The organism is Bradyrhizobium australafricanum (genome assembly GCF_020329495.1).
GTDB classification, from domain to species: domain Bacteria; phylum Pseudomonadota; class Alphaproteobacteria; order Rhizobiales; family Xanthobacteraceae; genus Bradyrhizobium; species Bradyrhizobium australafricanum.
This window is the reverse complement of the sequence record NZ_JAGKJL010000025.1, coordinates 62,431-80,686: the sequence shown is the minus strand read 5'-3', so window position 1 is coordinate 80,686 and position 18,256 is coordinate 62,431. Positions and strand designations below refer to the sequence as shown.

Sequence of the window (18,256 nt, the reverse complement as noted above, 5' to 3'; positions counted from 1 at the left end):
GGTGGCGAGCTTGCCATTCGGACGTCTCGATGGCCGCCGCGCCTTCGTCTCCGGCGGCGCGCGGGGCATCGGTGCTGCGATCGCGCGCAGCTTTGCCGGCGCGGGCGCCAGGGTTGTGATCGCCGATCTCGATGTCGCCGCGGCCTCGGAGCTGGCGCGCGAGACCGGCGCCGGCGTTGCAGGATTAGACGTCAGCGATGCTACGGCGGTGCAGGCTGCGATGGCGCAGGACGGCCCGTTCGACATTGTCGTCAACAATGCCGGCATCGATCAGCATGCCTTCTTCACCGATACCACGGCGGACGATTGGGCGCGGCTGATCGCGGTCAATCTCACCTCGGTCTTGGCCTGCACCCACGCCGCGTTGCCGGCGATGCAGGCGGCGCGCTTTGGCCGCATCATCAACGTCACCTCGGAAGCGGCGCGGCTCGGCTCAAAGGGCGGTGCGGTCTACTCCGCGGCCAAGGGCGGCGTGATCTCGTTTACCCGGAGCATCGCGCGGGAGAATGCACGCTATGGCATCACCGCGAACGCGATCGCGCCGGGACCGATCCGCACGCCGATGCTGGAGCAGGCCGTGGCAAAGGGCGGCGACAGGATCCTGCAGGCAATGACCGGTGCAACGCTGCTCGGCCGCCTCGGCGAGCCGGAGGAGGTCGCGGCTGCCGCGCTGTTCCTGGCTTCCGACCAGGCCGCCTATATCACCGGCGAGACGCTCGGCGTTTCCGGCGGCATGGGCATCGGCGGCTGAAATGGACAGCGCGGACGACGATATCGCAATCACGCCGGTCGATCGCGCAATCGAGCGCTTGCGCGCGATCTATCGCGGCTGGACCCGTGATACGACCGTGGCGCAGATGCGCAGCGATTGGGACTTGGCTTTTGCCGGCTGCTCGGTGCCGGTGACGCGCGAGCCGGTTTCCGCCGGCGGGGTCGACGGCGAATGGCTCGTGCCGTCGGATGCTCCGCGCGACAAAGCGGTCCTCTATTTTCACGGCGGCGGTTTCCGTATCGGCTCGGTCGCGTCGCATCGCGACCTGGCCGCACGGATCGCCGATGCATCCGGCTACCGCGTGCTCTCGATCAATTACCGGCTTGCCCCGGAGCATCGTTTCCCCGCGGCACTCGAGGATGCGCTGATTGCCTATCGATATCTGCGCGATCAGGGGCTGCATCCGGCGGATATCGCCTTCGCCGGGGATTCGGCCGGCGGCAATCTCGTGCTGTGCGCGATGCTGGCGGCGCGCGACCGTGGCTTGCCGCTGCCCGCCGCCGCCGCGCTGATGTCGCCCTGGACCGATCTCACCGCGAGCGGCGCGAGCTATCAGAGCAGGGCCGAGGCCGATCCGATCCACCAGCGCGCGATGATCCTGGCGCTGGCGAAGAACTACCTTGGCAAGGACGGCAATGTCCGCGATCCGCTGGCCTCGCCGCTTTATGCCGATCTCACCCGTCTGCCGCCGCTGCTGGTGCAGGTCGGCGACCGCGAGACCGTGCGCGACGATGCGACGGAACTGGCCGCCCGGGCGCAGGCTGCCGGTGTCGACGTCAAGCTCCAGGTGTGGGACGGCATGATCCACGTCTTCCAGATGTTCCCGGAGATTTCGCAGGCGCGCGAGGCGACCGCATCGCTGGCAGCTTTTTTGCGCAACCATCTTCACATCGGCCATGAGAGGGCGCCACAATGAAGGTCATGACGTCGGATCCGCGCCAGCTCACTGAGGCCGAGTTCCACTTTTCGGAGCAGCCCAATCTGCCCGAGGAGCTGCGCATGCTGCGCGAGCAGGTGCGCCGCTTCGTCGAGAAGGAAGTGGTGCCGCATGCCGAGGCGTGGGAGCGCGACGGCAAGATCCCGCGCGAGATCTATCGCCGCATGGGCGCGCTCGGCTTTCTCGGCATGCGCCACGCGGTCGACCATGGCGGCACCGACATGGGGCCGCTGGCCTCGATGGTATTCGCCGAGGAGTTGGGGCGCTCCAGCTTCGGCGGTTTCACCTCGTCGATCCTCGTGCATACCGACATGTCGGCGGTGCACATCTCCTTGCGCGGTACGCCGGAACAGAAGCAGAAGTATTTGCCGGCGATTATCCGCGGCGAGACGGTCTGCTCGATCGCGGTGACCGAGCCCGATGCGGGCTCCGACGTCGCCGGCCTCAAGACGCGGGCGCGGCGCGACGGCGATTTCTGGGTGATCAACGGCACAAAGATGTTCATCACCAACGCGGTCTATGGCGATATCCTGATCGTCGCCGCGCGCACCGACCCGCACGCCAAGGGCAGCCGCGGCATCTCGCTGTTCATCGTCGAGCGCAACACGCCGGGCATCACGGCGACCAAGCTCGACAAGCATGGCTGGCTCTGCTCGGACACCGCCGAGATCGCGTTCCAGGACGTGCGCGTGCCGGCGGAAAACCTGCTCGGCGAGGAGAACAAGGGCTTCTATGGCATCATGGAGACCTTCCAGAACGAGCGCATCTGCATCGGCGGTATCTGCGCGGGCGAATCCGCCAAGTCGATCGAGTTGACGACGAATTACGTGAAGACGCGGCAGGCATTCGGCGGCCCGCTCTGGAATCAGCAGGGCGTGCGGTTGAAGCTCGCCCAGCTTGCCGCGAAGGCGGCGGCGGCACGGGCGCTGGCCTATCAGGCCGCCGAGCTCGCGGCGGCTGGGCAGGATTGCCTGCGCGAAGTGTCGATGGTGAAGGCGCTGTCGCCCGAGGTGCTGCACGAGGTCGTGCATGGCTGCCTGCAACTGCACGGCGGCTCAGGCTTCATGCGCGGCACCCCGATCGAGCGCATGGTGCGCGACGCGCGGGTGCTGACGATCGGCGGCGGCGCGACGGAGGTCATGCTGGAGGAAGTGGCGAAAAGGATGTGACGCCGGCGCTCTTTCTTACCTCGCCCCGCTTGCGGGGAGAGGTCGGATCGCATCGTGAGATGCGATCCGGGTGAGGGGGAGTCTCCACGAGCGTTTCTGGCAGCGCGTCTGCGGATGCGGCCCCTCACCCCGACCCTCTCCCCGTAAGAACGGGGCGAGGGAGCAGACCTACGTCCGGGGCATGTCATTTCTGGGCACGAGCGCCCTGGCCGACAGTCTGCGCCGCAATGCCCGGCTTCAGCCGCCAGTCCTCGCCAAAATCCGCAAGCGGGTGGAAGAACAGCGGCTCGGTGGTCTCAAGCTGCCGCAGCCGTTTGGCATAGGCGTCGAGATAGCGGTGCCGCGTGGCCTCGTCGACGAAGTTCACTGAATACGACACGAACGGCGGCAGCACCTTGCAGCCGGCATAGGCGAGCATGCCGTTCTGGATCGGCCACAGCACCACATCGAGCGCGCCGACCAGCCCGTCGGGCGCGCACATGCCGGGATAGGCGGCGGTCGAGGTCACGACCATGGCGCGGCGGCCGTTGAGGCCGCCGGTGTCGTAGCGGCGGCCGCTGCCGTAAATTGCGCCGTTGACGAACACGCGGTCGATCCAGCCTTTCATGATGGCGGGGACCGAGAACCACCACAGCGGAAACTGCAGGATCAAGAGGTCGCACCACAGCAGCTTCTCGATCTCGGCGGCAATATCGCCGCTGAGCGCCCCGTGCTGCAGGTTGTATTTCTGCTCACGGTCATATTGCAGCCGGTCGGGAAACCGCCGCGCGCCAAAGTCTTCGGCGGTCGCCACCGGGTTGAACCGCATGGCGTAGAGATCGGAGATCCTGACCGTGTGCCCGAGCGCGGTCAGTTCCGCCACCGACCGCGCCAGCAGTGCAGCGTTGAACGACTGCGCCTCCTGATGGGCAAAGACGATCAGGACCTTCATCTCTCTATTTCACCGGCTTGAAGCTGAGCGTCTCGGCATCGGCCTGCATGATCTGCAGCTTCTGGTTGGAGAAGCGGACGCCGGGACCGAAGCTGATCGGCGCCATCACGCCGGTCTCGACATTCTTGGTCTTCTCCAGTTCCGAGATGGTGCAGGCCCAGGTTGGCTGCTTGCCGCAGCGCTCGATCGCCGCGATCAAGACCTTCGCGGCGGCATAGCCGGTCATGGTGTAGCGGTTGATGCCCTTGAACTCGGCCTCCGACACCAGCGGCTTGGCCTTCTCGAGGAACGCCTTGCCCGCCTCGCCGGCGAACGGCTCGACATAGTCGACCGCGTAGATGCCGTCGCCCGCCGGGCCCATCAGCTTCAGCACCGGCTCGATGCGGCCGGGCCAGAAGATGCCGGTCACTGGCTTGATGTTCAATTTCTCGAGCTCTTTTGTCATCGCGATGTTCTCGGCGATGATGCCGCCGGCCAAAAATACCTCGGCGCCGGAATCCTTCAGCTGCAGCATGTCGGACGAGAAGTCCTGCTGGCCTTTCTTGTAGTTGCCGCTGTAGACGACGTTCAGCTTCTTGCCCTTGACCACGGAATCGAAGCCGTCGCGCACGGTGATGCCGTAATCGTCGTCCTGGGTGATCAGGCCCCATTTCTTGCCGGGGTTCTTGTCGGCGAGGAAGTTGACGAGGTGGATGATGCCTTCCTCGTAGGATTGCCCGACCACGAACACGTTCTTGCGCGGCGGCTCCCACAGGAATTTGACCGGCGCGACGTCGATCACGGTCGGGATACCGGACTTCTCGAGCACCGGCATCACAGCAATCGACTGGCCCGAACCGGAGATGCCGAGCATCGCAAACACCTTGTCGACGTCGATCACCTTCTTGACGCCCTGGATGGTGCGCGCGGTAACGTAGCCGTCGTCCTCCAGCACATATTTGATCTTGCGGCCGTTGATGCCGCCGGCGGCGTTGGCTTCGGCGATCGCGATCTTGTGGCCGATCGAGGCGGCGACGCCCAGCAGCGCGGGCGGGCCGGTCAAGGGCTCGACGTCGCCGATCAGGATCTCGCTGTCGGTGATCCCGGGATCGGCGGCAGCAGCGGGGCCGATTGCAAGACAGGCCGCGGAAAGCAGCAGCGTAGCCGCCGCCAGGTGTTTGATCATTGTCTCCTCCTCATGGTGTTGCGTCTTTTTTTGTTAGTAGCGCAGCGGCCAGTGCACCCAGGCCCGCCTGATGTCGTGCCAGGCGCCGACCAGCCCCCTCGGCTGGAAGCGCAGGAACAGGATGATGACGAGGCCGTAGAGCATGCTCTTCAGCTCCTGCGCGCCGGTCGTGAAGGTCGCGTCCATCTGCGCGCTGAACAGGCTGAAGACGATCCGTGTCGCCTCCGGCAGCAGCACGATCAGGGTGGTGCCGAGCACCGCGCCGAGCGCGGAGCCGAGTCCACCGACGATCAGGATCGCCAGCGCCTCGATCGAGAGCAGGAACGGAAAGCCCTCGACGCTGACGAAGGAGAGATAGATGCCGTACAGCGCGCCGGCGATGCCCGTGATGAACGCCGAGGTAACGAAGGCGAACAGCTTGTAGGCATGCAGGTTGATGCCCATGACGCGCGCCGCCGTGTCGTTGTCCCTGATCGCGACAAAGGCGCGGCCGACCCGGCTGCGGCGGATGTTGAGGGTGGCGAACAGCGTCAGCGCCGCGATGCCGAGGCAGAGATAGGTGAAGGCCGCGTCGCCGTCGAAGCTGATGCCGAGGATCTCGGGCCGCTGCACCTGAATGCCGCGTGCGCCGTTGGTGAGCCAGCGCATCTCCAGGATCACGGTGTTGATGATGAAGGAGAAGGCGAGCGTGGTGATAGCGAGGTAAAGTCCCTTGAGCCGAAGCGACGGCGCACCGACGATCAGGCTCGCCAGCGCCGGCACCACGCCGGCGCCGAGGAAGCCGACCAGCGGCGGCATGTGATATTTCGAGACCAGCACCGCGTAGGCATAGGCGCCGGTGACGAGGAAACCGACATGGCCGAGCGAGATCAGACCGGTGTAGCCGGTCAGGATGTTGAGCCCGAGTGCGCCGGTCACCGTGATCAGGATGATCATCAGGAACGACAGGGCGTAGGAATTCAGAACGTAAGGCGCTGCGATCAGCGCCAGCAGCAACACCGCTGACCATAGCCACACTGGCGGGGAATCGATCAGCGCAACCAGCTCGCCATAGCTCTGCTTGTAATCGCCGGTGCGCATCACACCCTCTCGATGTCGCGTTCGCCGAAGATGCCGAACGGCCGGATCATCAGCACGATGATGATCATGGCAAAGCCCGCGACCTCCTTCATGCCGGAGCCGATATAGCCGCCGGCAAGGTTCTCGGTGATGCCGATCAGGAGGCCGCCGAGGCCGGAGCCGAGCACGGCGTCGAGGCCGCCGAGGATGGTGGCCGGAAACGCCTTCAGCCCGAGCTGGAACATCGCCGGCGACAGGTCGTAGGACAGCGCGAAGAACACGCCGCCGATGCCGGCGATCACTGAAGACGCGGCCCAGGCCAGCGCATGAACTCTTGTTGCGCTGATGCCCATCAATAGCGCGGTGCGGTCGTCGGCCGCGACCGCGCGCATCGCAACCCCGACCTTGCTGTAACGGAAGAACGCCCAGATCGCGGCGAGCAGCAGAAGCAGCGTCGCGATGACGGCAATCTGCCCGGTACGCACGCCGATGCCGCCGAGATGCACGATGCCGCGGCCCATGCCGATATCGAGGCCGTGTGGATAGGCGTCCCAGATGAAGTTGATGGCGGAGCGCAGGATCACGGCGAGCCCGATCGTGACCATCACGGTTGCGAATACCGGCTCGCCCAGCATCGGCCGCATCACGAGGCGCTCGATGATCAGGCCGAGCAGGACAGCGGCAAGAATCGCACCCACCGCGACGACGAACACATTGCCGCTGACCGTGGTCGAGATCGTCCAGGCGATATAGGCGGTGATCATGGTCATCTCGCCCTGTGCGAAATTGACCAGCCCGGTGGACTTGTAGATCACCGCAAAGCCCATCGCGATCAGCCCGTAGATCGCGCCGATCGCGAGCCCCGAGATCAGCAGCTGGATGAGATACTGCATTCAGCCCTCCGCCCGGTAGATGATGGCGAGCTCGCGGGCGAACTTCTTCTCGATCATGGCGCGGCGTACCTTCTGGGTGGCGGTCAGCTCGCCGTCGTCATGGTCGAGCTCCTTTTCCAGGATGGCGAACCGCCTGATGTTCTCGACCCGGGCGAACCGCTTGTTGGTCTCGTTGACGACGCGCTCGACCAGCTCATTCACTTCGGGAAGCTGCGACAGCGATTTGTAGTTGGTGTAGGCGAGCGCTCGGTCGCGCGCCCATCGGCCGACATTGTCGTAGTCGACCTGGATGATGGCGCCGAGATACTTCTTGGCTTCGCCGACCACGATCGCTTCCTTGATGAACTCGGAATCCTTCAGTGCGTTCTCGATCTCGGACGGCGCGATGTTCTTGCCGCCGGCGGTGATGATGATCGCCTTCTTGCGGTCGACCACGGCGATCTCGCCATTGTCGAGCACATCGATGATGTCGCCGGTGCGCAGCCAGCCGCCGGGCTCCAGCGAGGCGGTCGAGGCCCTTTCGTCGAGGAAGTAGCCCTTGAAGACGCCGGGGTTGCGCAGCAGGATCTCGCCGTCGGTGTCGCACTTCCATTCGGTCTGGGGCAGTGGCACGCCGCAGCCGCCGATCCGATGATGGCTTGCGGTCTGGATGAAGGCGACGCCGCCACTCTCGGTGAGGCCATAGCCTTGCGACACCGGACGGCCGATGATGTCGAAGAAACGCAGCGTCTCCGGCGAGATCGAGGCGCCGGCGCAGAGCCGGTGCCGGCTATAGGCGAAGCCGAGATGGCGCTGCAAATTGCGGAACATCAGGAGATAGAGCAGCCCATAGGCGGCGCGATCGAGCACATTGGCCTTGCCGGCCTGCCGACGGTCGGACAGCGTGCGGCCCCAGGCGAGGCAGGCCCTGGTGAAGCTCTGGCGCAGGCGGCCGCTCTCGCCGAGGCGGAACAGAAAGCCCTGCTGCAGCTTCTCATAGATGCGCGGCACGCCGACGAAGAAGGTCGGTGCGATCTCGCGGATGTTGATCGCGACGGTGTCGATCGATTCGGCAAAGGAGACGGTGCCGCCGAGCACCAGATGGGTCACGGTGCCGTAGCAGCGCTCGGCGACGTGGCACAGCGGCAGGTAGCTCACCGCCTCGAACGGCTTGTCGGCAATGCCGACGGTCCTGGCGTAGGCATAGGCGGCGTAGACGAGATTGCGATGGGTCAGCATCGCGCCCTTGGGCGGACCTGTCGTGCCCGAGGTATAGACGAGGATGCAGACGTCGTCGGGTGCACGTTGATTGATCAGGCGGTCGAGCGTCGCGTCGGCCTCCGGGTTCTGCTGGGCGTAGGCCTTGCCGCGCTCGCACAATGCGGCGAACGACATCAGCTCCGATTGCCGGTAATGCCGCAGGCCCTTCATGTCGACGCAGACGATGGCCTCGAGGTCCGGCAGGCCGCCATTATTGGCCATCGCGTCGAGCACCTTGTCGGTCTGCTCCTGGTCGCCGGTGACGACGATGCGGGCGCCCGAATGCTTGACGATATATTGCAGCTCGACCCAGGGATTGGTCGGATAGATGCCGACCGCAACCGCGCCGATCATCTGCGCACCAAGATCGGCGTAAAACCATTCCGGCGTGTTCTCGCCGGCGATGGCGATTCGGTCGCCCGGCTTGATGCCGAGCGAGAGCAGGCCGAGCGCCACCGCGCGCGCGGTGTCGTAATAGTGCCGCCAGGAATAGGGATTCCAGATGCCGTAATCCTTGTCGCGCAGCGCCAGCGCCTCGCCATGCATGGCGGCGCGCTGCCGTAGCAATTGCGGGATGGTGATGGCGGCATCCGCAAGCGCGGTTTGGAACGCGTCGGCGCCGGTTACTGGCGGGTTGCGCGGCGCGCTCGCTTGCAGCGGCGGATGAGCGGTGCGCAGGCTATCCAGCGTCGACATCACGCGCCCGCCTTTGCCATCGCTCCAGTGCGCTGGCCGCCGAGATAGGCTTCCGCGACTGCCGGATCGCGCCTGATCTCACCGGGTGTGCCTTCGGCGATCTTGCGGCCGAAATTCAGCACATGGACGCGGTCAGAGATGTCCATCACGATGCGCATCTCGTGCTCGATCATCACGACGGTGATGCCGAGCTCGTCGCGGATGTCGAGCACGAAGCGCGCGATGTCCTCGGTCTCCTCCTGGTTCATGCCGGAGACCATCTCGTCGAGCAGCAACAGCTTCGGCTCGCAGGCGAGCGCGCGGGCGAGCTCGACGCGCTTTTGCTGGCCGTAGGACAGCGTGCCGACCACGGCGTCCCTGATATGCTCGATCTCGAGAAATTCGATGATGTGCTCGACGCGCTGCCGTGCCGCGATTTCCTCCTTGCGGGTACGCCCGTAGAACCACACCGCATCGAGCACGGTCGAGCGGAGGTGGGTGTGGCGGCCGGTCAGGATGTTCTCGACCACGGTGCCGTGCTTGAACAGCGCGAGATTCTGGAAGGTGCGGCCGATACCGACGGCGGCGAATTTCCACGGCGAGATCGTCGAGAGGTCGATGCCGTCGAAGCCGATCCGGCCGCCGCTCGGCCGCAGCACGCCCGAGATCATGTTGAACAGCGTGGTCTTGCCGGCGCCGTTCGGGCCGATCACGCTGCAGATCTCGCCGGGCGCGACGCGCAGGCTGACATCGGCGACCGCCTGCAGGCCGCCGAAGCGCTTTGACAGATTCTCGACTGTGAGCAGCGCCGTCACGACAGCCACCGCTTGCGGCGCTTGTAATGCTTGACGTCGCGCAGGCTCTTGCGGCCGGCGGAGGAGACGCCGAGATAGAATTCCTGGACGTCCTCATTGGCGGTGAGCCTCGCTGCCGTGCCGTCGAGCACCACGCGGCCGGTCTCCAGGATGTAGCCATAGTCGGCGATGTCGAGTGCGCGCTGCGCGTTCTGCTCGACCAGCAGCACCGTCATCTTCAGTTCGTCGCGCAGCCGGACGATCACCTCATAGATGCGGTCGATGATCAGCGGCGCGAGGCCGAGCGACGGCTCGTCGAGCGCCAGCAGCACGGGATCGGTCATCAACGCGCGGCCGATCGCGAGCATCTGCTGCTCGCCGCCGGACATGTAGCCGGCGATCTGGTCGCGCCGCTCATATAGGCGCGGAAACAGGGCAAACACCTTGTCGCGGCGCTCGCGCGCCTCGGCGCTGGTCCTGGTGTAGCCGCCCATTTGCAGGTTCTCGTCGATGGTCAGTGCCGCGAACACGCGGCGCCCCTCCGGCACCTGCACGATGCCGCGGCGGACCAGTTCGTCCGGCGCAAGGCGATGCACTTCGTCGTTGCGGAAGCGGATGCTGCCGTTCTCGATCACGCCTTCCTCAGTATAGAGGATGCCGGACATCGCCTTCAGCAGCGTCGATTTGCCGGCCCCGTTGGAGCCGAGCAGGGCGACGATGTTGCCCTCGGGCACCGCGATCGAGACGTCGCGTATCGGCTCGATCGCATTGTCGTAGACGATCCGGATGTTGCGGAATTCAAGCAAGCCATCCTGCGTCGGCGCGGCCTGCGGCGCTGCTTGCGGCATCGGATGCGGGATGGTCGTCGGCATCGCGCTCAGACCCGGCCTGCCGATAAGCGCGGGCGCGCGGCGAGGATCGCATCGGTCACGATCTTGGCGGTCTCGGCGCAGGCTTGCGTGCCGCCATTGCCATATTGCTTCACCGCGTCGCCGACGCACCACAGGCCACCGATACCGGTCTCGCGCGGCAAATCGTAGCCGGCGCAGCTGCGTTGTGCCGGCCAGTCGTCGCGCATCACCCGGATCGAGAGGATTTTGGCCTGGTCGAAATTCGCGAACTGCTCGCGCAGATCCTCGAGCGCGAGCTGGACTTCTGCATCGGAGTCAAAGTCACCGAGGGCGGGCACCGGCACGGCATAGGCGACATAGAGGTGCCAGCCGGGCGGCGCCAATTCCGGACAGGTGGCAGAGAGGTTGGCCATGTTGCAGAGCCGACGCGTCTTGCCGAAGGTGACGATGCCGGGATGACTGATCAGCGGCTCGCGGCTCGCGACATTGATGACGATGTTGGCGGCCGGGCGAAGGTCGTTCTTCACCCTGGCGATATAATCCGCCGGGAACGCCTCGCTGCCGGCGAGCGCGACGGTGGCCTTTGGCCCGGCATTGCTGATGACGAGATCGGTGTCGATCCGCACCAGTTCACCATTGCGCAGAACGGTGACGCCTTCGACGCGGCCGTCTGATGTGTGGATCGTGGTCGCCGGCGTTTCCAGCCAGATGTCGCCGTTGCGCCTGATCGCGCTGCCCAGGCTGTTCCAGACCCCGATCGTGCCCTGCGGGCAGAAGCCGAATTTCTTGAAGGCGCCCTTGCTGGTGAAATAGGTGAGGAAGGCGCGGGCCGGTAGCTCGGCGGCGTTGCAGGCGAAGATCGCCGCGCAAAGATTGCGAAACAGCGCGTGCACGGTGGCGTTGCTGGTGTAGCCCTTCAGCCAGTCCTCGGTCGATTGCCGCCCGTCGGGCAGGTTGCCGGAGCGGGCGTCGGCGAATTTCTCCAGGATGCGCGAGGCCTGCTTGGTCAGTTGCCCGAGCAGCAGAGACCAGCCGCCGCGGCCGACATCGATCACCTTACCGTCGATGAAGAACGAGCTCGCGGGCTCCGGCGCGCGGATGTCGAGCGGGGCGCCGACGGTGTGGAAGGTTTCCTCGAACACGCCACCGAACTCGATCGCGATCGCCCCGATATTGACCTTGAATCCGTCGATCTCCTCGGTCGAGGCGCGCCCGCCGAGCCGGTCCTTGTCGTCGACGACGAGCGTATGCAGCCCGCCATGGGCGAGACGCGCCGCGGCACACAGCCCGCCGGCACCGGCTCCGATCACGACAGCATCGATCCTCTGAGAATCCACGCGCAACCTCCCGCGATGCCGCCGGGTTGCTCCCGGCGTGCGCAATCCGCTTGCTTGATGGGAGGCAGTCTAATATAATCCGACCGGTCGTTCAAATTATTTTTTGACGCAGGTCGCGTCATCAAGGGCGATCGAAGAGTTCTGGTGGATGGTGCCCGCAAAGGGGAGGAGAGCGTGCGGCGGCGGTAGTATAGAGAGACGGCAGTCGCCCGATTCCGGCGGCGCCGATGGTGCATGAGAGAGACGGCAATGGCGCGGACGCGCTCAGAGAATTACGACGAGATTCAGCGGAACATTCTCACCACCGCCTGCGGCCTGTTCGCGCGGCAGGGCTATATGCGTGCCTCGATCGCCGACCTTGCGGATGCCTGCAAGCTGTCGCGCGGTGCGCTGTACCATTATTTCGACTCCAAGGAAGCGATCCTGTTCGCGATTCTCGACGCCCATATCCGCGAGATGATCGCGGACGTCGAGGCCGCGATGGCCGCAAAGGCGACGACGCTGGAGCAGTTCCGCGCCGCGATCCAGGCCATCGTCGCGCTGAATGCGCGTTCGAGCGACGAGCAGCGCGTGATCCTCAACGACCTCTCGTTCCTCGGCGAGACCGAGCAGGATGCGATCAAGGCGCTGGAGCGCCAGCTGGTCGACACGGTCTCGGATCTCTTGGTCAAACTCGACAAGGAAGGCAAGATCGTCAAGCGGACCAAGAAGATCTACAGCATGATGCTGTTCGGCATCCTGAACTTCAGCCACACCTGGTACGATCCGAAGGGCGGGATCGATCCAGGGGAGTTCGCCGACATGGTGGTGGATCTCTTCCTGTACGGTTTCACCATGCCGGTGCCGGCAAAGGACGCCGCCCGGCCGCTGCGTCAGCGCGCGTGAGACCGACGCGGCGCGCTCTGCGGCTGCGCGCCGAAGACATCTCTCGCAGCGATTATTCCTCATCTCATCTGCACATCATCGTGAAGGCCGAGACGCTGTCCCGCGCGTAACGAACGCGCGGCGCGCGGCGTAGTTCTGCCACGAACGCCGCATCAGCGGCTGATGATGACATCGCAGCGAGGGAAGAAACATCCACATGAATCTGTCGTTCAACATCGCCGAACAAGGCGAGGGGTCTTATCGTGCGCTCGCGATCCTGCGCTGGGTTATGGTCGTGATCTTCGTGTCGTTCGGCATGCAGAAGTTCACGCTGCAATCGGCGCAAGGCATCGCGCAGTTCATCAGCAACAGCCCGTTCATCTCGTGGCTGTCGGTGTTCGGCCTCCGCGGCGAGGCCTACGTGCTCGGCGTCACCGAATTCGGCATCGCGGCGCTGCTCGCCGCCGGCGCGTTCAGCCCGCTTCTCTCAGCGATCGGCGCGATGATGGGCGTCATCACCTTCGCGGTGACGTGGTCGTTCTTCTTCACGACTCCCGGGGTGGTCAAATGGAGCCTGTCGACCGATCCGATGGCCTGGAACCTGGCCGGCGAGTTCCTGTTCAAGGACATCGTGCTGCTGTGCGTCTGCCTCGTGCTGCTGTTGGCGTCGTTGCCCCGGTCGATCGTCCGCTCGCGCGCCACATAGGTGTCGCGCCGCGCATCGATGGTTAATCGATGTTTAACGAGGCATCGCGCGTATCCCGCATCTGGAACAGGACAAAACGTCGCGGACGACTGTGTCTTGAAAATCGAATCCAACCAGCTTATGCAACCTTCGATTGACGAATTGTTGCTAGGAAGAAACGTCCCCGGTTGGGAGCGGAATGTGACGAAGTCAGAAATATCCTTGGCCCGATCGGCAAGCGCCGATCTTGCCGTTTCGTCGAAGCCCACTCCCGTCATTTTCAAACGTCCCGCATTTTTTAGTTCGATTGCAGTTCCCGCACCGTGGCTGGAGTGGGAGGGCGGTCGCGATCGCGGCTTCCGGAAGTGACCACCGGAACAGCGATCGGGCCGCCCCGTCCCCAGCCGGGCGGGTAACGGCGCAAGACGCGCAATCGTGAATTCGGACGCTTGGGTTCCACCGCTAGGATCGTGATGTCGCCATCTCTCGATGGTGAACAGATTGTCTGCAGGTCGCATCGCAACATCGTGCCGATTTCGTTCTTCATGAGACAATGGCTCACCGTCCGGATCGCGGCCGTCCTGTTCGTGGTCGCTGGTAGCGTGCTTGGGGTAGCGCGCGCGGATTCCGACATGGACGCGCAGATCAGGGACATCGTCACGACGGAACTCGCGCCGACCGCGACCGCGACCGACCCGGGCGGCCTCGCCGCGGCGGTCTATGCCGGGGGCCGGGTCGCGTTCTTCAACTACGGTTTCGCTGATAACTCAGCGAAGCGGCCGGTCACCCCGGACACGCTGTTCAATCTCGCCTCGTTGCGCAAGCTGTTCGAGGCGACGCTGGTCGCGCTCGGCACGGAGCGCGGCGAATTGCGGCTGGACGATCCGGTCGGCAAGTATCTGCCCGAGCTCAACGGCAACTACGTCAGCCGCGTCACCATCGGCGAGCTCGTCAATCATACGTCGGGGCTGCTGCTGCCGACCGATCATCCGCCATGGCCGGTCGGGACCTTCAGCCGTGATCAGTTCATCGCGATGCTCAATGCATGGACGCCGCAGGCAGGCGAGCGGCCGGGCAAGCAGCGCATCTACAGCCATGCCGGCTATGTCCTGCTGCAACTGGTGCTGGAGCGGCGTTATGAGATGCCGATCGCGATGTTGATCGGGAGCCGAATCCTCAAGCCGCTCGGCATGACGTCGACCTTCGTTCCGGACCGCAGCGAGGACAACCGCGCGAGGATGGCGCCCGAGATGATGCAGCGTGTGGTTCAGGGCTACTCCCACGACGGCACGGCGATCGGTCCGCCGGGCAATCAGCAGCGCTATTACGATTTTCCAGGCACCGGCCAGATATTCTCATCGGCGCGCGATCTCGGCATATTGCTGGGCGCCTGCCTCGACGGCGCGGTGATCGATCCGGAATTGCGCGCGGCCTTGCAGATGACCGAGCGGGAGAGTTTTCGCGTCGACGAAAAGTTCGGCCAAGCGATGGCGTGGGAGCATGTGCGGCTGGACGGCGTCACCGTGATCGACAAGCCGGGCGGTCTCAATAACGCCTCAGCCTATGTCGGGCTGGTGCCGGCGCGCAGGCTCGGCATCGTGCTGCTCGCCAATCGCGGCGACTATCCGCACGAGATCGCGCGCTACAGGATTTTGCCGGCGCTCGCGCGACTCTAGTCGCAGGACATGCCAGTCCAATGACACGGCCTGCGCGGCAGGGCAGGGGAAGCATGCAAAAATCGCGATGGCGCGGAACCATGATCGGCTGTATAAGCCGGTAGCTTCTTCTCCATTTTGAAGAGGCTGATATGACCGATCTGTATCCTGATTTGCACAATTGGCTTTCGCAACAGCCCCATGGGCTGCGAACCTTCAGGACCTTCCAGCAAAAGCTCGAGATTCTGAGCAAGGACGACCCGGAGCAACGCGGCGTTTGCCGGCTGCTGAGCGGACTCGTCGGCAACTACGTCGAGACCTTCGACGAGGAGCCGCTGCCCGTCGCGGTCGCCGACCGCGCCTATGGCCGGCTGCTCGATCTCGTCGCAAGCCTTGATCTCAAGGGAAATCCCGACCGGCGCCTCGCCGACATCAACCGCATCGCGTCCTGCGATCTGCTGAACTGATCGCGGCGGCTTAGCGCCGCGTCGTCGCGAGCTCGCGATAGAGCGCGGCGTAGCGGCCGGCGCGATTGTGCCAGGAGACATCGGTGGCCATGCCGGCCTGCTGCAGCCAGCGCCACGTCACCTTGTCGTTGAACAGCAGGTTTGCCTTGCGCAAGCTATGGGCGAGCGCATCCGAAGTGACGGGTGCGAACTTGACGCCGGTCGGCGCATCGCCGGTGATCGCGACTTCGTCGAAGTCGAGCACGGTGTCGGCAAGACCGCCGACATTGGCGACAACAGGGACCGCACCATAGCGCAGCGCGCACAGCTGGGTGAGGCCGCACGGCTCGAAGCGCGACGGCACCGCGAGCGCGTCCGCGCCGGCCTGGATCAGATGCGCCAGCGCCTCGTCGTAGCCGATCACGACCGCGATCCGTCCGGGATTGTCGCGCGCCAGCGCGGCGTAGCGGTCCTGCAGGTCGCGATCGCCGCTGCCGAGCAGCGCAAGCTGAATGCCTTCGCCGAGCAGCGTCGGAATGTTCTCGAGCAGCAGGTCGAGGCCCTTCTGCCATGACAGCCGGCTGATGACGCCGAGCAGCATCGCATCCGGCATTGGATCAAGCCCGAAGCGCCGCTGCAGCGCCGCCTTGTTCACCGCGCGATCCGCCGGCTGCTCGGCGCTGAAGCGCGCCGCGATGTCGGGATCGGTGGCCGGATTCCACACCGATATGTCGATGCCGTTGAGGATGCCGCTCAGCACGTCGGCGCGTTCGCGCAAGAGGCCGCCGAGCCCCATGCCGCCCTCGTCGCTTTGAATCTCCCGCGCATAGGTTGGCGACACCGTGGTGATGCGGTCGGCGAATTGCAGGCCGGCCTTCAACAGGCTGATGGTGCCGTAATATTCGACGCCATGCAGCGCGTAGGATTCGCCTGGCAGGCCGAACGCGGCAAGCATGTCCGGCGAGAACTGGCCCTGATAGGCGAGGTTGTGCACGGTCATCACCGTGCCGGGCCGCGGTTGCCCGGCATAATGCAGGAGGGCGGGTGCGAGGCCCGCCTGCCAGTCATGCGCATGCACGATGTCGGGGACGAAGGAGGTGATCGCGCCCTGGCCGATCTCCGCCGCCATCCGCGACAGCGCGGCAAAGCGGATGCCGTTGTCCGGCCAGTCGCGTCCGTCCGGGCCGACATAGGGATTGCCGGGCCGCGCATAGAGATGCGGCGCGTCGAGCGCGAACAGATCGAGGCCATCATGCGTGCCGCCCAGCACGCGGATCGGCCCGCCGTAGAATTCCGGCCAGTGTAGCAGCGTCTCCGCCGAAGCCAGCGCCTTGAGCACGTCGGGATAGCCGGGCACCAGCGTCCGCGTCGTGACGCCGTGCTGCTTCAGCGCCGCCGGCAGCGCGCCGACCACGTCGGCGAGGCCGCCGGTCTTGACGATCGGGTAGACTTCAGAGGCGACTGCGAGGACGCGGATGGGCGTCATGTCCCCAGCCTGTCGATCATCGACTGCGTGATCAGCGTGATGCCGTTCTCGGTGGTGCGGAAGCGCTTGCCGTCGAATTCGGGATCCTCGCCGACCACGAGCCCTTCCGGAATCCTCACCCCGCGATCGATCACGACGTTTCGGAGCCGTGCTCCGCGTCCGACATTGACATAGGGCATGATCACCGCATTCTCGATGTTGGCGTAGGAATTGACGTGCACGCCGGTGAACAGCAGGGAGCGGCGCAGCGACGCGCCTGAGATGATGCAGGCGCCGGAGACAAGCGAGGTCACCGCCTGGCCGCGCCGTCCGTCCTCGTCATGCACGAACTTGGCAGGCGGGGTGATCTCGGCATAGGTCCAGATCGGCCATGATCGATCGTAGAGGTCGAGCTCGGGCACCACGTCGGTGAGATCGATATTGGCGCCCCAGTAGGCATCGACGGTGCCGGCATCGCGCCAGTAGGAGCGGGGATCGTCGCCGGAGCGGACGCAGGAATCGTTGAACTGATGCGCGATCGCCCGGCCGTGCTTCACGATATAGGGGATGATGTCCTTGCCGAAATCGTGGGCCGAGTTCGGGTCAACGGCATCGCGGCGCAACTCGTCGAACAGGAATTCCGAATTGAAGACATAGATGCCCATGCTGGCCAGCGACTTGTCGGGCTTGCCGGGCATCGGCGGCGGATCGGCCGGCTTCTCCAGGAAGGACTGGATCAGGCCGGTCTCGTCGATATGCATGATGCCGAAGGCAGAGGATTCCGCGCGCGGCATTTCAAGGCAGCCGACTGTGACATCGGCGCCGCTTTCGACATGCTGCTTCAGCATGATTTCGTAATCCATCTTGTAGACGTGGTCGCCGGCGAGCACCAGGATGTACTTGGTGCCGTGCGCTTCGAGGATGTCGATGTTCTGGTAGACCGCGTCGGCCGTGCCGACATACCACATCGTTTCGGAGACGCGCTGGCTTGCGGGCAGGATGTCGAAACTCTCGTTTCGCTCCGGCCGGAAGAAGTTCCAGCCGCCTTGCAGATGTCGGATCAGGCTGTGCGCCTTGTACTGGGTCGCCACCGCGATGCGGCGGATGCCTGAATTCACCGCATTGGATAGCGCGAAATCGATGATGCGCGACTTGCCGCCGAAATAGACCGCGGGCTTGGCGCGTTTGTCGGTGAGCTCCTGAAGTCTGCTGCCGCGTCCGCCGGCCAGCACGAAGGCGAGGGCGTGACGCGACAAGGGTTCATTTCCGACGGATCTCATGGTCATCCTCCCAGAACTTCAGGCTGGCCCCGCTACCTT

17 protein-coding genes are annotated in these 18,256 nt (G+C 64.9%); 7 read left to right on the top strand and 10 right to left on the bottom strand.

Annotated elements, in window-relative coordinates:
* Position 1: 1 nt before the first annotated feature.
* The 3 genes from J6525_RS22695 to J6525_RS22685 are packed head-to-tail and all read left to right on the top strand — an operon-like array spanning position 2 to position 2,878.
* Complete coding sequence (locus tag J6525_RS22695) at positions 2–751, top strand: SDR family NAD(P)-dependent oxidoreductase (RefSeq protein WP_225646360.1); 750 nt, start codon at positions 2–4, stop codon at positions 749–751.
* 1 nt (position 752) lies between these two features.
* The gene (locus J6525_RS22690; protein ID WP_225646359.1) at positions 753–1,688 is read left to right on the top strand and encodes an alpha/beta hydrolase; all 936 of its coding nucleotides are present in this window, start codon (positions 753–755) and stop codon (positions 1,686–1,688) included.
* Positions 1,685–2,878 carry an acyl-CoA dehydrogenase family protein gene (locus J6525_RS22685; RefSeq protein ID WP_225646358.1) on the top strand — a complete coding sequence of 398 codons (1,194 nt, stop codon included), beginning with the start codon at positions 1,685–1,687 and terminating at the stop codon, positions 2,876–2,878. The genes J6525_RS22690 and J6525_RS22685 overlap by 4 nt, the downstream gene beginning before the upstream one ends.
* Positions 2,879–3,062: 184 nt before the next feature.
* Here the strand turns inward: J6525_RS22685 and J6525_RS22680 are convergent, their stop codons facing one another.
* The 8 genes from J6525_RS22680 to J6525_RS22645 are packed head-to-tail and all read right to left on the bottom strand — an operon-like array spanning position 3,063 to position 11,822.
* Positions 3,063–3,809: an NAD(P)H-dependent oxidoreductase gene (locus J6525_RS22680; protein WP_225646357.1), complete on the bottom strand. Its 747-nt coding sequence runs from the start codon at positions 3,807–3,809 to the stop codon at positions 3,063–3,065.
* Positions 3,810–3,813: 4 nt separating this feature from the next.
* Entirely contained in the window at positions 3,814–4,974 is a 1,161-nt protein-coding gene (locus J6525_RS22675; protein ID WP_225646356.1) for an ABC transporter substrate-binding protein, read from the bottom strand.
* 33 nt (positions 4,975–5,007) lie between these two features.
* On the bottom strand, positions 5,008–6,054 hold the full coding sequence (locus J6525_RS22670; protein WP_225646355.1) for a branched-chain amino acid ABC transporter permease: 1,047 nt from the start codon (positions 6,052–6,054) through the stop codon (positions 5,008–5,010).
* Entirely contained in the window at positions 6,054–6,926 is an 873-nt protein-coding gene (locus tag J6525_RS22665; protein WP_092083733.1) for a branched-chain amino acid ABC transporter permease, read from the bottom strand. The genes J6525_RS22670 and J6525_RS22665 overlap by 1 nt, the downstream gene beginning before the upstream one ends.
* A complete protein-coding gene (locus J6525_RS22660) occupies positions 6,927–8,861 on the bottom strand; it encodes an AMP-dependent synthetase/ligase (protein ID WP_225646354.1) in 1,935 nt (644 codons plus the stop codon).
* The gene (locus J6525_RS22655) at positions 8,861–9,655 is read right to left on the bottom strand and encodes an ABC transporter ATP-binding protein (RefSeq protein ID WP_225646353.1); all 795 of its coding nucleotides are present in this window, start codon (positions 9,653–9,655) and stop codon (positions 8,861–8,863) included. Before J6525_RS22655 ends, J6525_RS22660 begins: the two co-directional genes overlap by 1 nt.
* The gene (locus J6525_RS22650) at positions 9,652–10,506 is read right to left on the bottom strand and encodes an ABC transporter ATP-binding protein (protein WP_225646352.1); all 855 of its coding nucleotides are present in this window, start codon (positions 10,504–10,506) and stop codon (positions 9,652–9,654) included. The genes J6525_RS22655 and J6525_RS22650 overlap by 4 nt, the downstream gene beginning before the upstream one ends.
* Positions 10,507–10,511: 5 nt before the next feature.
* Positions 10,512–11,822: a phytoene desaturase family protein gene (locus J6525_RS22645; protein WP_225646351.1), complete on the bottom strand. Its 1,311-nt coding sequence runs from the start codon at positions 11,820–11,822 to the stop codon at positions 10,512–10,514.
* 249 nt (positions 11,823–12,071) lie between these two features.
* Between J6525_RS22645 and J6525_RS22640 the strand changes: the two genes are divergently transcribed.
* The 4 genes from J6525_RS22640 (at position 12,072) to J6525_RS22625 (ending at position 15,493) form a co-directional block, all read left to right on the top strand.
* Complete coding sequence (locus J6525_RS22640) at positions 12,072–12,707, top strand: TetR/AcrR family transcriptional regulator (RefSeq protein WP_225646350.1); 636 nt, start codon at positions 12,072–12,074, stop codon at positions 12,705–12,707.
* Positions 12,708–12,903: 196 nt separating this feature from the next.
* The gene (locus J6525_RS22635; protein WP_225646349.1) at positions 12,904–13,392 is read left to right on the top strand and encodes a DUF417 family protein; all 489 of its coding nucleotides are present in this window, start codon (positions 12,904–12,906) and stop codon (positions 13,390–13,392) included.
* A gap of 524 nt (positions 13,393–13,916) precedes the next feature.
* The gene (locus J6525_RS22630; RefSeq protein WP_225646348.1) at positions 13,917–15,047 is read left to right on the top strand and encodes a serine hydrolase; all 1,131 of its coding nucleotides are present in this window, start codon (positions 13,917–13,919) and stop codon (positions 15,045–15,047) included.
* A gap of 131 nt (positions 15,048–15,178) precedes the next feature.
* Positions 15,179–15,493, top strand: coding sequence for a hypothetical protein (locus tag J6525_RS22625; protein WP_057018843.1), 315 nt, complete (start codon positions 15,179–15,181; stop codon positions 15,491–15,493).
* A 10-nt stretch (positions 15,494–15,503) separates the two neighbouring features.
* Here the strand turns inward: J6525_RS22625 and glgA are convergent, their stop codons facing one another.
* Both glgA and glgC read right to left on the bottom strand, forming a co-directional pair.
* Positions 15,504–16,958, bottom strand: coding sequence for a glycogen synthase GlgA (glgA, locus tag J6525_RS22620; protein WP_225646347.1), 1,455 nt, complete (start codon positions 16,956–16,958; stop codon positions 15,504–15,506).
* Positions 16,955–18,217, bottom strand: coding sequence for a glucose-1-phosphate adenylyltransferase (glgC, locus tag J6525_RS22615; RefSeq protein WP_092083855.1), 1,263 nt, complete (start codon positions 18,215–18,217; stop codon positions 16,955–16,957). The genes glgA and glgC overlap by 4 nt, the downstream gene beginning before the upstream one ends.
* Between the last annotated feature and the right edge of the window lie 39 nt (positions 18,218–18,256).

Coding starts and splice junctions, on each gene's coding strand:
- J6525_RS22625 (WP_057018843.1), top strand. CDS start 15,179: ATGACCGATCTGTATCCTGATTTGCACAATTGGCTTTCGCAACAGCCC.
- glgA (WP_225646347.1), bottom strand. CDS start 16,958: ATGACGCCCATCCGCGTCCTCGCAGTCGCCTCTGAAGTCTACCCGATC.
- J6525_RS22675 (WP_225646356.1), bottom strand. CDS start 4,974: ATGATCAAACACCTGGCGGCGGCTACGCTGCTGCTTTCCGCGGCCTGT.
- J6525_RS22660 (WP_225646354.1), bottom strand. CDS start 8,861: ATGTCGACGCTGGATAGCCTGCGCACCGCTCATCCGCCGCTGCAAGCG.
- J6525_RS22650 (WP_225646352.1), bottom strand. CDS start 10,506: ATGCCGACGACCATCCCGCATCCGATGCCGCAAGCAGCGCCGCAGGCC.
- J6525_RS22635 (WP_225646349.1), top strand. CDS start 12,904: ATGAATCTGTCGTTCAACATCGCCGAACAAGGCGAGGGGTCTTATCGT.
- J6525_RS22690 (WP_225646359.1), top strand. CDS start 753: ATGGACAGCGCGGACGACGATATCGCAATCACGCCGGTCGATCGCGCA.
- J6525_RS22665 (WP_092083733.1), bottom strand. CDS start 6,926: ATGCAGTATCTCATCCAGCTGCTGATCTCGGGGCTCGCGATCGGCGCG.
- J6525_RS22685 (WP_225646358.1), top strand. CDS start 1,685: ATGAAGGTCATGACGTCGGATCCGCGCCAGCTCACTGAGGCCGAGTTC.
- J6525_RS22640 (WP_225646350.1), top strand. CDS start 12,072: ATGGCGCGGACGCGCTCAGAGAATTACGACGAGATTCAGCGGAACATT.
- glgC (WP_092083855.1), bottom strand. CDS start 18,217: ATGAGATCCGTCGGAAATGAACCCTTGTCGCGTCACGCCCTCGCCTTC.
- J6525_RS22630 (WP_225646348.1), top strand. CDS start 13,917: ATGAGACAATGGCTCACCGTCCGGATCGCGGCCGTCCTGTTCGTGGTC.
- J6525_RS22680 (WP_225646357.1), bottom strand. CDS start 3,809: ATGAAGGTCCTGATCGTCTTTGCCCATCAGGAGGCGCAGTCGTTCAAC.
- J6525_RS22670 (WP_225646355.1), bottom strand. CDS start 6,054: ATGCGCACCGGCGATTACAAGCAGAGCTATGGCGAGCTGGTTGCGCTG.